11 protein-coding genes are annotated in these 13,485 nt (G+C 72.2%); 8 read left to right on the top strand and 3 right to left on the bottom strand.

Going from position 1 to position 13,485, the window contains the following annotated elements; translation table 11 throughout:
* Positions 1-31: 31 nt before the first annotated feature.
* From ACWY4P_RS21040 to ACWY4P_RS21005, 8 genes are all read left to right on the top strand, one after another.
* Positions 32-940 (top strand): ABC transporter ATP-binding protein, encoded by a 909-nt coding sequence (locus tag ACWY4P_RS21040; RefSeq protein ID WP_456212091.1) that lies wholly within the window; start codon positions 32-34, stop codon positions 938-940.
* Positions 937-1,773 carry an ABC transporter permease gene (locus ACWY4P_RS21035; RefSeq protein WP_456212090.1) on the top strand — a complete coding sequence of 279 codons (837 nt, stop codon included), beginning with the start codon at positions 937-939 and terminating at the stop codon, positions 1,771-1,773. Before ACWY4P_RS21040 ends, ACWY4P_RS21035 begins: the two co-directional genes overlap by 4 nt.
* Positions 1,774-1,988: 215 nt before the next feature.
* On the top strand, positions 1,989-3,440 hold the full coding sequence (locus ACWY4P_RS21030) for a hypothetical protein (protein ID WP_456212089.1): 1,452 nt from the start codon (positions 1,989-1,991) through the stop codon (positions 3,438-3,440).
* A gap of 36 nt (positions 3,441-3,476) precedes the next feature.
* Complete coding sequence (locus ACWY4P_RS21025) at positions 3,477-4,427, top strand: sigma factor-like helix-turn-helix DNA-binding protein (protein WP_456212088.1); 951 nt, start codon at positions 3,477-3,479, stop codon at positions 4,425-4,427.
* Positions 4,428-4,614: 187 nt separating this feature from the next.
* Positions 4,615-5,121 carry a hypothetical protein gene (locus ACWY4P_RS21020; RefSeq protein WP_456212087.1) on the top strand — a complete coding sequence of 169 codons (507 nt, stop codon included), beginning with the start codon at positions 4,615-4,617 and terminating at the stop codon, positions 5,119-5,121.
* The gene (locus ACWY4P_RS21015) at positions 5,118-5,438 is read left to right on the top strand and encodes a hypothetical protein (protein WP_456212086.1); all 321 of its coding nucleotides are present in this window, start codon (positions 5,118-5,120) and stop codon (positions 5,436-5,438) included. Before ACWY4P_RS21020 ends, ACWY4P_RS21015 begins: the two co-directional genes overlap by 4 nt.
* Positions 5,439-5,521: 83 nt before the next feature.
* The gene (locus tag ACWY4P_RS21010; protein WP_456212085.1) at positions 5,522-6,643 is read left to right on the top strand and encodes an AAA family ATPase; all 1,122 of its coding nucleotides are present in this window, start codon (positions 5,522-5,524) and stop codon (positions 6,641-6,643) included.
* Between the two features lie 67 nt (positions 6,644-6,710).
* Positions 6,711-7,493 carry an SDR family NAD(P)-dependent oxidoreductase gene (locus ACWY4P_RS21005; protein WP_456212084.1) on the top strand — a complete coding sequence of 261 codons (783 nt, stop codon included), beginning with the start codon at positions 6,711-6,713 and terminating at the stop codon, positions 7,491-7,493.
* 33 nt (positions 7,494-7,526) lie between these two features.
* On the opposite strand, the gene ACWY4P_RS21000 is transcribed toward ACWY4P_RS21005, so the two are convergent.
* The 3 genes from ACWY4P_RS21000 to ACWY4P_RS20990 form a co-directional block, all read right to left on the bottom strand.
* Positions 7,527-10,208 carry a caspase, EACC1-associated type gene (locus ACWY4P_RS21000; RefSeq protein ID WP_456212083.1) on the bottom strand — a complete coding sequence of 894 codons (2,682 nt, stop codon included), beginning with the start codon at positions 10,206-10,208 and terminating at the stop codon, positions 7,527-7,529.
* 168 nt (positions 10,209-10,376) lie between these two features.
* Positions 10,377-11,570, bottom strand: coding sequence for an FAD-dependent monooxygenase (locus tag ACWY4P_RS20995; RefSeq protein WP_456212082.1), 1,194 nt, complete (start codon positions 11,568-11,570; stop codon positions 10,377-10,379).
* A 203-nt stretch (positions 11,571-11,773) separates the two neighbouring features.
* Entirely contained in the window at positions 11,774-13,414 is a 1,641-nt protein-coding gene (locus ACWY4P_RS20990) for a penicillin-binding transpeptidase domain-containing protein (protein ID WP_456212081.1), read from the bottom strand.
* Positions 13,415-13,485: the final 71 nt, after the last annotated feature.

Raw genomic sequence — 13,485 nt, 5'->3', positions numbered from 1 at the left:
CGCGGGGCCGCTCACCGGCACCGTGGCCCCCGTGATCGAAGTCAACCAACTCACCAAGCGATACGGCGGCACGACGGCCGTCAAGGACCTGACCTTCACCGTGGATCCCGGTCAGGTGACCGGGTTCCTGGGGCCGAACGGCGCGGGCAAGAGCACCACGCTGCGGATGATCCTCGGCCTGCACGAGCCCACCAGCGGCAGCGTCACCGTCGAGGGCCGCCCCTTCGGCTCCCGCCCCCGCGGGCTGCGCCACGTCGGCTCGCTGCTCGACGCGCAGGAGGTGCACGGCGGGCGCAGCGCGGTGGCGCATCTGTCCGCGTTGGCGCGCGGCAATCGCATCCCGCGGCGCCGGGTCGACGAGGTGCTGGAGCAGGTCGGCCTCGACAAGGTCGCCGGGCGCCGCATCGGCGGCTTCTCGCTGGGCATGAAGCAGCGGCTCGGCATTGCGTCCGCGCTGCTCGGGGACGCGCCGGTGCTGCTCTTCGACGAGCCGCTCAACGGCCTGGACCCGGAGGGCGTGAAGTGGGTGCGCGAGCTGTTCCGGGGGCTCGCCGCCGAGGGCCGCACCGTGTTCGTCTCCAGCCATCTGATGTCCGAGATGGAGCACACCGCCGACCAGTTGATCGTCATCGGCCGGGGCGAGCTGATCGCGGCGGAGAGCCTGAAGGAGTTCTCGGCCCGCGGCACCCGGCAGAGTGTGACGGTGGGCACGCCCGACGCCGAGGTCCTGCGGGACCTGCTGACGGCCGAGGGCGCGGCGGTGCGCGCCGAGGGCGACATGCTCACCGTGACCGGGCTGAGCGCGGCCCGGATCAGTGAGATCGCCCTGGTGCACCGCGTCCCGGTGCATCACCTGAGCGCCCGGTCCGCCTCGCTGGAGGAGGCGTTCATGGAGCTCACCGCCGACAGCGTCCAGTACCTCGCGGGGGAGTCCCGATGACCGCGACCGCCGCGCACGCCCATCTCGTAGAGCCCCGGGCCCGGTTCGGCGATCTGGTCGCCGCCGAGTGGATCAAGCTCCGGTCGCTGCGCTCGACCTGGCTCGGATACGGGGCGACCGCCCTGGCCGTCATCGCGTTCAACGTGGGCACCGCCTACGACACCTACCGCTACTGGTCGAAGCAGGACGCGGCGGCGCGGGCCGGCTTCATCCGGGCCGGGATTCCGCTGGACGAGGCCTTCACCACGAACGCCGCCACGGTCATGATGCTCGCGCTCGGTGCCCTCGGTGCCATGGCGATCGTCGGCGAGTACGCCTCGGGCACCATCCGTACGACGTTCGCGGCCGTTCCGGCCCGCCGTTCGGTGATGGCGGCCAAGGCGGTGGTGGTCACGGCGGTCACGGCCGTCTTCGGCACGTTCGTCGCGGTGCTCTCGTTCGCCGCGACCCAGGCGATCCTCGACCAGCGGGGCGCGGGGGTCTCCATCGCCGACCCGGGCGCGCTGCGCGTGGTGGTGGCATCCGCGCTCCTCGCGCCGGTGAGCGCACTCACCGGCCTGGCGCTCGGCACGGTCGTCCGGCAGACCGCGGGCGCCATGATCGCCTCCTTCCTGGTCCTTCTGGTGCTGCCGATGGTTCTCACCGACGGCCGCCACTGGTCGGCGACCGCCTCACACGCCACGGTCCTCCAGGCGTGGCGTCGGCTGGTGGCGGTTGACTACAAGGTGCTGCACTACCCGTGGACCATCGGGGGAGCCTGGACCGTCTACGCGGTGTGGGCGCTCGCTGCGGCCGCGATCACCGTCGGCAGTGTGCACCGACGCGACCAGTGAGCGCACGCGTGACCGGCGCGCGGTGAATGCGCCGTACGCCCCCTGTTGACTCCGCGCGCCGCCGGGCACCCGCACAAGCGGGTTCCAGGGGCCAAGGGTCCCTATGCCACCGCCACTTGCTTCTCCACACTGGAAGGCCTTCCGGCTGGTCGGCGCCCTCGCGGGCCGTGTGGCCGCCGGGGGCAGGGGGGTTCGGGGGAAGCGGGGGAAACCGCGTGGCTCTGCATCGGGGGCGGTCGCTTGCGCGGCCGGAAGAGCGGCTGGAAGAGGGGCGTCGTGCGCCCGGCGCGAAGGTGCCGTACCGGCGGCGCGGGCCGGGCGCCGCGCCGCCGGCCGACCGGCACCGGCTGGCCTGGCGCGACATGGAATGGCAGATGCTCCGCATCCTGCTGATCTTCCGGCTGATGCACGGCATCCAGCTGGCCGTGACCGTGCCCGGCATCGCCGGGCACACCGAGCACCGCGGCCGCGCGCTGACGCTGCTGCTCGCGGTGGTGGCCGAGTCCCTGTGGTTCGCCCAGCACATCTTCCGGAAGCATCGGCGGGTGCTCGCGCGGGACACCGGCGGGGAGCCGGACGCGGCGCGGCCCGCCGGACCGACGGAGCACGGAACGACGGCGCACGGGCCCACGGTGTACGACTCCACCACGGCGGCCGTCGAACTGGGCTCCGCCGTCGTCTTCTTATGGGCCTGTGCCCTGATCGTGGGGCAGAACCGGGCCGCGGACATGGCCCCGCTGCTGGTGCTGACCACCGAGCAGATCTCCGGCGCGGGCGTCGGCTCGGCCCTCGGCCAGCGACTGCGCGTGCTCGTCGGCGGCACGGCCGCCATCGCCGCCTCGTACGCCGCGGTCATCGCCCTGGGCGACCCGTCGGCGCTGGGCCGCTCCGATGTGCTGATCGGGCTCACCGGCTATGTGGCGCTGGCCTATCTCATCCGGCGCGGCGGCATCTTCCTGCTGCAACTGTCCGCCGACCTCGGCGATATGAGCCTCCAGCTGCATGAACAGGAGCAGCGGAAACTGCTCGCCATCGAGCTGCACAACCACCTCGGGCACACCCTCAACGCCTTCCAGCGGGTCGACATCACCGACCCCGGGCAGCTCGACTCGCTGCGCAAGTCCGCGGTGGTGGCCCGGGAGCGGCTGGCCACCTTCATCGCCACCGGGCGGTTCAGCGAGTCGGTGCCGCTGATCGGCATGGTGCACCGACAGGTCGCCCTGGCCACCAACGACCGGCTGACCGTGGAGCCGATCATCCCCGACCGCGTGGTCGAGGCGGCGGCCCGGATCCCGCCGTCGGAGGTGGAGCTGCTGGAGCCCGCCCTGCGGGCGCTGCTGATCAACGTGCCGCGCAGCGCGGGGGTGCATGACGCGGTGCTGCATGTGGATGTGATGCCCGGGCCGGAGGGCGAGGCGGGAGGGGAGGTCGGGGAAGCCGGGGAAGGCGGGGAGGGCGGCGATGTGGTGGAGCTGGTGGTCACCGACCACGGCGCCGGGTTCCCGGCCGAGGTGATGGCGGCCGGGGTCAGCCGGATGAGGTCGCTCGCCGTCCACGAGCGGCTGCTGCGGGAGCGGGGCGGGGCGCTGCGAGTGCGGTCGGTCAGCGGGCTCACGCAGGTGACGCTCACCCTCCCGATCGCGTCGGCCGCCCGGAAGAAGGCATAGCGCACATGTCGAGCCAGTCGAACAAGGGGGATCCGTATGGCGTTGGAAGCGGAACGGGACGATCGGCAGCCGCTCCAGGTGGCGGTGGTCGAGGACCACGAGATGACCAGACGCGGCCTGGTGGACGCGCTGAACGACGACCCGCGGCTCACCGTCGTCAGCGAGGTCGACTCGGTCAGGAAACTGCGCATCAGCGGCGCGGAGTACGACGTGTGCGTGGCCGACCTGATGGGCGTGGCGACGGCCGAGGAGTTCGCCGAGCTGGTGCGCCGCTCCGACGTGGTGGTGTGCACCGCGGCCGAGCAGTGGCGCCAGCGGGTGGCCCCCTGGGTATGCGGGGCGAAGGCGGTGTTCGGCAAGACCGTGGGGCCCGCCGTGCTGGCCAACGCGGTCTGGGACGCCCGTCACCACCCGTACTGGCTCAAGCCCCACCTGGCCTCCGCCCTGGAGACGGCGGTGCGCGAGTGCGGGCTGACCCTCCCGCCGTACCTCGCCGAGGTGCTGGTCCAGACGGCGCGGGGCGGACGCGTGCCGTGGATCCTGGAGGAGCTGGGCGTCGAGGAGGACCAGTACCGCAAAGACCTGTCCGACTTCCGGCAGCAGTGCGTCCAGGCCGGCCTCGGCCAGCTCACCCTGCTGGACGCCCTGTACATGGCCGCGTCGGCCGAACAGGCGCCGCCCCGCGAGCCCGTGGTGTTCTCCGACTGGGCGGCCGGCTTGAGTGATGGCCAGGTCCGGGTGCTGGAGTGGTACGCGGACGGCTACTCGTACGAGGAGACCGCGGCCGCGCTGAATGTGAAGGTCTCGACGGTCAAGACGCAGATCGACCGGGCGATGACGGCGTGCGGGATCAGCTCGAAGCCCGCCGACATCCGGATGATGTTCGCGATGTACGTGTGCTCCCGGCACACCAACCCCGACTTACTGCTGCGCAGGCTCAACGCGCTGGGCGCGCACCCGCCCCGGAAGCTCACGGCGGAGAGATGACCGGGCGGCGACCGGGCGGCGCGTCGGATTCCGTCCTATCCGAGCCGGGCCTTGTCGTATCGGAGGACGACACGGGCAGGCGCGATTGCCCGCCCGCCCGGGGGACGAAGAGTGACAGGCACAGCGAGGAGCATCGAGGCAGGCCCCCGCGGGGTGCGGGGGTTCGGGGAGCCGGGGGGAGACACGCATGTCCGACGAGAAGGCCGTCCGAGGGACGCGGAGCAGGGCGCCGGGCGGGGTGACAGGTGGGGTGACAGGTGGGGTGACAGGCGGGGCCGCGGTCGGGGCGCCGGTCGGGGCGGCGCAGGGTGACCGGCTGCTGGAGACCGCCGACCGGATGCTCCGCCGGATCATCCGGCTCGTCGAGCTCGGCGACCGGGTCGACGACGCCAGGAGCGGCCTCAGCGCCAAGCGGGTGCCGCTCCACCCGGTCCTCGGCTACTCCGACGTGGTGGCTTTCCTGGTGCGCAACCGCGCCGCGGTGCCGGAGGCGGCGGGGGGAGCGGTGCTCCGGCGCCGCAGGGGCCGCGAATACCTCGTGCAGACCTTCTACCTGGACGCCGACGGCGCCCCGCTGCGCGGCACCGGGGCGGCCGACGTCCCGGTCTGGGTCTGCCGGGCCCAGCGGCTCGACGAGGAGCTGGCCGCCGCCTTCGGCGACACGGACCTGATCGTCTTCGAGGGAGAGGCGTGACCGTGCTGAGTCTGCTGACGACCGTCCTTCTCGGGCTCGGCGGGCTGGGCGCCATCGCGGTGGTGTACGTGGTGATCGTGACCATCGAGTACCTCGCCGACTGGTTCCGCGCCCGCAGCGAGCGGTTACAGCTCGACACCGACCTGCGGTGCGTCACGGTCGCGGAGTCCATCCGCGACGGCAAGGTCAGCTACATCCAGGGAGTCTTCGACACCTCGCGCGAACAGTTCGTGGAGAGCCGCCGGGTCAAGGGCGAACGGGCCGACGAGCGGGTGCGCGGCGCCCACCGGACCCACCAGGTCGCCGTCTGGGGCTGACCGCCGACCGACCGCCGACCGACCGCCGACGACCGCGGACGCCTGCCGACGCCCGCCGTCCACGCGGCGAGAGGAGGACCGCAGTGAAGAGGAACATCAGGCCCGAGAGCCACCCCGTACGGCCCGGCGGAGCGGCGCCGCGCACCGCCTTCGCCGTCACCGGCATCCCCGGCGGCACCGACGAGGTCGAGGCGGCCCTGCTGCGCAGCCGCCTGATCGCCGCCGTGGACGCCTTCGGCGGCCGCCACGGGCCGGAGCCGCTCACCGTCACCATCACCAACCGGCCCGCGGACCGGCCACCCGCGAGGGCGGAGACGGAGGTGGCGGACAGCCCGTCGGTGGCGGAGCGGGCCGAGCACTTCACCGCCGCCGCCCCGCTGTACACCTTCGACCGGCTGGTGCTCCCCGACCGGACCAGGGAGCAACTGCTGCGCGCGATCCATATCGTGGAGCGGCGCCGGACCCTGTTCGAGGAGTGGGGGCTGCGGACCATCCAGCCGCACCCCAGCTCGGCGGTCAACCTCGAAGGCCCGCCCGGCACCGGCAAGACGATGGCCGCCCACGCCATAGCGGACCGGCTGGGCCGCCCGCTGATCGCCGCCCGGGCCTCACAGCTGGAGAGCAAGTACCACGGGGAGGGGCCCAAGAACCTGGACGCGCTCTTCCACGCCGCCAGGACCCAGGGCGCGGTGCTCTTCGTCGACGAGGCGGACGGGCTGATGTCCGCCCGCTTCGAGACCACCAGCCACGGCTCCGAGTACGCGGTGAACGCCATGCGCAGTGAACTGCTCACCGCACTCGACCGGTTCGAGGGGCTGGCGGTGTTCGCCACCAACCTGGTGTCCAGCTACGACACCGCCTTCGACAGCCGCGTCTGGCATGTCCGCTTCCCGGTCCCCGACGAGGCGGCCCGCGCCGAGATCTGGCGCCGTCACCTGCCCGAGACGCTGCCCCTGGCCGCCGGCGTCTCCCCGCAGGTCCTCGCCGGGGTCGCCGACGTCACCGGGCGGGACATCCGCCGCGCGGTGATCGACGCGGCGGCGGAGGCGCTGCTGACGGGGCGGGGCCGGGTCGGCCAGGCGGATCTGCTGGCCGCGGTGGAACGGGTCAAGGCGAGCCGTCCCCAGCGCCCGGCGTCCGTTCAGCCCCTGGAGACACCCCCGGCGCCACCGGGACGACTGCACCCGCCCCCGACCGGGCAGTGACCATGACGACGCCCCGCAACCGCGGGGCGCGTCACGGGTGCTGGCCCGGTGTCGGAAGGAGCACAAGGTGCGGCGGTTCGAGGGCTATGCGGTCGTACTCACCGGCGCGGGCCGCGGCATCGGCGAGGTCACCGCCCGCCGCTTCGCCGCCGAGGGCGCCCGGGTGCTGATCACCGACCTCGACGGCGAGCGGGCCGCGAAGGCGGCCGCGGCGATACGGGCCGACGGCGCCGAGGCCGAGTCGCTGGCCTGCGACGTCGCCGACCGTACGGCGGTGGAGGCCGCCGTCGCGCACGCCGTGGAGCGCTTCGGCGCGCTCGACGTACTCGTCAACAACGCCCTGTCCTGCACCCCCGACACCCCGCTCTTCGAGGACCAGCCGGACGACGGGTGGCACCAGGACCTCGACATCACCCTGACCGGCGCCTTCCGCTGCGCCCGCGCCGCGCTGCCCCACCTGGCCGCGGCGGGCGGCCGGGGCGCCATCGTCAACGTCGGCTCGGTCAACGGCGAGCAGGACTTCGGCAACCACGCCTACAGCGCCGCCAAGGCGGGCCTGGCCAGCCTCACCCGCACCCTCGCGGGGCACGCCGCCCGCCGTGGCGTCCGCGTCAACCTCGTCGCCCCCGGCACCATCCGCACCCCCAACTGGGACGGCAGGGAAGACGCCCTCGACCGCGCCGCCCGCGTCTACCCCCTGGGTCGCGTCGGCGAACCCGCCGACATCGCCGCCGCCATCACCTTCCTGGCCTCCACCGACGCCGCCTGGATCACGGGCGTCACCCTCCCCGTGGACGGCGGCCTGCTGATGAGCAACCTGGGCCTGCGGGCCGCCTTCGCGGGCGAGTGACCGGCCACCTCGAGGCCGACGGGTCCTCCCCGGTTATGGGGATACACCCAGCGACGCGAAGTCGTAACTGCCCGAATACGCATTGGTCGTATAGACATTGGTCAGCCGGGTGCCGCGCCAGCTGTAGCCCTTTTGGAAGAGCAGGGGGACATAGCCGGCGGTGTCGGAGACCTTCTTGTTGATCTGCGCGTAGGTCTCCCCGGCCTTCTGGGGGTCCTGCTCGGCGATCGCCTTGTCGAAGAGGCCGTTGATGGATTTGTCATCCACCTGGGCGAAATTGAAATTGCCGGAGGGCACGATGAAGCGGCCGTCGGCCAGGGGCTGCAGAAATCCCTGGCCGGTGGGGAAGTCGGGGAGCCACCGCCCGAGGATGATGCCGTAGCCCTTCTTCTTGACGGTCGAGGGCGAGCCCACGGCCGTGTAGTAGTTGCTGAGTTCGATCTGCTCGATGGTGATCGTGATCCCGATGGACGACAGCGAGGACTTCAGCGCCTCAGCGGCGGAGATGTCGTCGGACCGGCCGGCGCGCACCACGAGGGTGGTCCGGAAGCCGTTGGGCTTGCCGCAGGCAGCCAGTTCCTTTTTCGCCTTGAGGACATCCGCCTTTCCGCCGTTCGCGAGGACGTCGTACGGGTCGTCGGTGGGGTCCGCTCCCTCGATGCCCGGTGGGAGCATGTTCGTGGCGATCTCACCGCCGCTGACGGGGCCGCCGAGGGCCGTCTGCACGGACCGCCGGTCCGTCCCGTAGACGATTGCCTTGCGGCAGTGGATGTTGTTCAGCGGTTTGACGGTCCGCGGCAGGGCCAGATAGCGGAGGCCCAGGGTGTACGGGTCGTCCAGCTGGGCCTTGAGCTGGCTGGCCTGGGCCTTGGCGCTGGCCTCTTTGGAAAGCGTGGTCGGGTCGAGGTCCACGTCGTAGGCGCCCCCGAGGAGCTGCTGGCCTCTGGCCGTGTCGTCCGGGACGATGTCGACCGTGATCCGGTCGGGCAGGGCGGCGCGGACCGGGTCGGAACTCTGGTTCCATTCCGTGTTGCGGACCAGCGCCAGCGACTTCCCCGGCGTATACGAGTCGAATTTGTACGGCCCGGAGGAGAACGGACGCTCGGTGTACTTGGCCTTGGTGTCCTTCGCGCTCGGCACGGGCGAGCCGGCCGGCATCGCCAGCATCTGCTCGAAGTCGCCGTTCGGCTCGGCCAGATGAAAGACGATGGTCTTGTCGTCGGGGGTGTCGACGGATTTCAGGCCCAGCTTGTCGTCCTTGTAGGGGCCCTTGTACGTTCCGCCGGGGTCGAGGACCTGTTTGAGGTAGGTCGGGCCGCCGGAGATGACATCGGGGGCCCAGGCCCGCTCGATGCCGTATTTGACGTCCTCGGAGGTGATGGGCGAGCCGTCCTCCCAGGTGATCCCGTCACGCAGGGTGTAGGTGTACGTCTTGCCGTTCTCGCTCACCTTGGCCCTGCTCGCCGCGAGGTCCGGGAGCAGTTCGGAGCCGTCCTCGCCGGGCCTGGGGGCGTAGGTGACCAGCTGACGGGTGAAGTAGCGGGAGAAGTTCCACGCGAAGCCGTAATAGCTGCGCTGCGGATCCCAGGAGTCGGCGTCGCTCCTGCCGACGAACTTCAGCGTGCCGCCCCTGGTCTTCGACGCGTTCACGACGCCCTTGGTGGCGTCGCCGGGGCCGGGGGCGGGGGCCTTCTTCGTCGGGGTGCTCTTCGCCGTCGGCGACGGCTTCGCCACGGGCTTCTTGGGGGAGTCGTCCTCCATCCAGTTGTTCACCAGAGGGATGCCGGCGGCCAGCAGGCCGGCGGCGACCGCCACCGCCACCGCGGAGCGCACCAGGAGCCGGCGGTTGCCCGGCCCGCCGCTGCCGGGTGCCGGGGCGTATGCCGGGGGCCAGGCGGGCGGCGGGGGCGGCGCGTACGGCGGCGGGGGAGGGGTGGCGCCGGGCGCGTACGGCGGGGCCGGGGGGCCGAAGACGGGCATGACGGGCGCCGCGTTGCGCGCCAGGGCGAGGCCGCCCGCCGTGCCGCCGTGGTCGCGCTTGTGCGGCAGCGGCCGCCCCTTCGCGCCCAGCGCGGCGTACACCTGCGCGTAGACGGTGTCCAGGTCGAGCAACTCCGGCCCGCCCGGCACCCCTTCGTTCAGCAGCCTGAGCAGCTCGCCGGTGAACGCCGTGTGGGGTCCGCCGGGCGGGTGGAGCGCGAAGCTGTTGTCGGGGACGGAGGCCAGCAGACAGGCGCCCTCGATCTCCGCGCGGTCGACCACCGCCTCGATCCCGTCCACGAAGCCGGGCGTCTCAGCGCTGAGGCAGCAGTCGAGCAGCATCACCCGCCGGTTCGCCCGCCCGTCGTGCACGAGGTCGCGCAGGGTGCCGTACGGCAGTCCCGTATAGGACCGCTGCCGCAGCGACCCGGTGAGACCGAGGACCAGCTCACCGCGGCGCGGCTCGACCAGGCAGTGGCCGGCGAAGTACACCAGCAGGGTGTCGGTGGCCTCCTCGGCCGCGGCCCGGACGGCGTCCAGGACCTCGACCGCGGCCTGGGGGTCCTCGATCACCGTGCAGTGTTCGGGGGCGAGCCCCCAGGAATGCGGGGAGCACAGGGCGGCGGCGAGCGCGCGGAGGTTGTTCGCCACCGCCGGGAGCGGCTCCATGTGGTCGTAGCGGCCGGTGCCGATGAGCACCGCCCGTGAAGTGGCCGCGTCGGGCAGGACCGTCACCGCTGCCGCCCCTCTTTCGCACCGGCGGGCGCGGCGATGAGCCGCCTCTGCCCCTGCCCAGCACCGCTCGCCTCAACGCCGATACGCAACGGGCCCCCTTTGAGTGACGACGGTCTCATATTCTGCACTACTCAAGGGCAGCCGGGACGGCCCGAGCGGCGTGCACCGTCAGTAGTCCTTGAGGGGATAGGAGTTGGCGATGTCCAGGTCCGACCGGAGATCGGCGGCGAACTCCTCCCCCTCCACCTCGCCGAGGTCCATCGCCTCCCGGGCGTCCATCACGGCCTTGTTGGTCAGCGCGAGCTCCTGGTTGGCGGTCACGTACCCGCGCAGCTCCCGCTCGTACGCCGCGAAGGCGGCCTCGTGGTCGCCGTCGGCGGCCTTGAGCTCGCCCGCCAGGACGTACGCGCCGACCAGGGCCATGCTGGTGCCCTGGCCGGACATGGGCGAGCCGCAGTAGCCCGCGTCGCCGAGCAGCGCCACCCGGCCGCGGGACCAGGAGTCCATGCGGATCTGGGCCATGGAGTCGAAGAGGAAGTCCGGGGCGCCCCACATGTGCTCCAGCAGCCGGGGCATCTCCCAGCGGGCCTTGGCGAACTCCCGGGCGACCAGGCGCTTCTGCGCGCGCGGGTCGCGGGAGTGGGACTCGGCCGGCGGCTCGTCCCAGTCGAAGCCGACGTAGACGCGGACCTCCTGGTTGTCGCGGACGCTCATCACCATCCCGCCCCACAGCTTGCCGTCCATCCGGTAGATGACCTGCCAGCGGTCGAGGCCGAGGTAGTTGGGCGCCGTCCACACGGCCAGCGAGGTGCCGAGGTGGTGCAGATAGTCCTCCTCGGGCCCGAAGGCCAGCCGCCGGGTGTCGGAGTGCAGCCCGTCGGCGCCGACGACCAGGTCGAAGCCGCGCTTCGTACCGTCGCGGAAGACCACCCGCACCTCGTCCGCGTCCTGTTCCAGCCGGTCGATGGAGTCGCCGAAGACGTACTCGATCCCGGCTCCGCCCGCGTCGGCGACGATCGCGGCGAGGTCGTCGCGCAGGATCTCCACGTCGGGGCTGTCGAGGTCGCCGCCGCTGACGGTGCGCTCGGTGGTGCGGTACAGCTCCCGGCCCGCGTCGTCGACCACCGACATCCCCCGCAGGGCGGTGCTGAGCCCGCGGATCCGGTCGAGTACGCCCATGCGCTCGGCCACCTCCAGCGCGGGGCCGCGGACATCGATCGCGTGTCCGCCGGGGCGCGGTCCGGCGGCCTGCTCGACGACCGTGACGTCGTATCCGTACCGGTCCAGCCAGTAGGCGAGCGTGGGCCCGCCGATGCCGGCCCCCGATATCAGAACGCTCTGCTGACGCTTCTTCTGACGCATGGTGGCTCCCCATCGGTGCATCGAGTGGTTGGTCGGACAACCCGATGCTGGTCCGGGCCGCCGACGCGCCACCGACGCGGAGCCGACACCCGCACGCCAACGCCGACGCGGCGCCGACACGGCCCTTGAGGCCGCGCCGACGCCGCGTCGTTCATGCGTCAGTCGGTCATGCGTCAGTCGTTCGTCGGACGGTGCCGCCCGGGTCAGCCCGCGCGCAGCACCGAGGCCACGATCGGCCCCGCCGAGTCACCGCCGTGGCCGCCCTGCGGGACCACGGCCGCCGCCGCGAGGTCGCCGCTGTAGGCGGTGAACCAGCCGTTGGGCTGCTTCTGCCCGTCGACCTCCGCCGAGCCGGTCTTCGCGCCGAAGTCACCGCTCATCCCGGACATCGCCTGGGCGGCGGTCCCCGCGGTGGCGGTCAGCTTCATCAGGCTCTTCAGCTGCTGCCGGGTGCTCGGCTTCATGGCGCGGGCGGCCTTGGCCAGGGTCCGGCCGTCCAGGGAGGGGGAGACCAGGTAGGGCTGGCGGAAGACGCCGCTGGAGACGGTCGCCGAGACCGACGCCATGTTGAGCGGGTTCATCCGCACCCCGCCCTGCCCGATCAGCGACGCGCCCTTGGAGGCGGCGGACTGCACCGGCACCGCGCCGTCGAAGGAGGCGATGCCGGTCTGCCAGTTCAGCCCGATGCCGAAGACGTCCCGGGCCTCCTTGGTGAGGTCGTCGTCGGCCAGCTTGGGCGCCTGGCTGATGAAGGCCGTGTTGCAGGAGCGGGCGAAGCTCTGCTCGAACCTGCCGCCCTTGATCTCGAACTTGTCGTCGTTCTGGAACTTCCAGCCGCCGTACGAGAAGTACTTCGGGCACGGGTGCGGCTTGCCGTAGCCCGCCAGGCCCTTGTCGATGAGCAGCGCCGAGGTGATGACCTTCATGGTCGAGCCCGGCGCGTACGACCCCTGGAAGGCGGTGTTGAACCCCTGGGCCGGGGAGTTGGCGACCGCGAGGACCTCGCCGGTGCTGGGCTTGACCGCCACCACCGCCGCCTTGGACCGCTTGCTGACCGCCTGCTCGGCCGTGGCCTGGAGCTTGGCGTCGATCGTCGTGTGGAGCGTGCCGGGCTTGCCCTTGGAGAGCACCTTCAGCGTCTCGTCGGGGGACTTGGAGCCCTTGGCGCGGGAGATCCACGTCTCCACGCCCGCCGTGCCGCCCGCCTTCTTGCCGTACCGCTCCCGCAGGCCGTCCAGGATCGCCTTCAGCGTCGGGTGGTCGGCGGCGCGCAGCTCCGCGCCGTCGCGGTCGACGGCCTTGACCGGGGGCGTGTCGGCCGGGCCCGTCTTGAGGGCGTCCCCGGCCTGGAGCTTCGGGTGCACGACCGACGGCTTCCAGTCGACGACCGCCGCTCCGCTGGTCTTGTCGCGGGTGACGGTCAGCGAGGATTCATACGTCCAGGGGACCTGCCGCCCGCCGTAGGAGATCTGCGCGTTGACCGTGAACGGCACCGTCCGGCCGGTCCGCTGCCCCGCCGCCAGCGTCACCTTGCCGATGTGGGCCTTGTCACGGTAGGCGGTGAGCGCGGTGGTGGCGGTCTTGTCGTCGTCCGTCAGGCCGGCGGCCTTCGCGGTCTGCCCCGCGGACCAGGCGGCCAGGAAGTCCCGGGCCGTGGCCTTGACCTCGGCCGCGCTGGGCGGGCCGGTCTTCACCTTCTTGACCACGGGCTTGTCGTCGCTCGCCCCGGTGTCCGCGCCGTCCTTCGAACCGGTCGAGCTGTCCTGTCCGCCACCGCAACCGGCGACCCCGACCATGGCGGCGAACACCGCACCGATGACCGCGGCTCTCGCGCCACTCCGCATTGCAGAACCCCCACAGTCCCTCGAAGGCCTCCACCGTTCGATGGAGGTCGTGGTCCGGGCACTCTACCGGC

Source organism: Streptomyces sp. LZ34, assembly GCF_053890475.1.
This window is presented reverse-complemented; position numbering and strand designations above follow the sequence as displayed.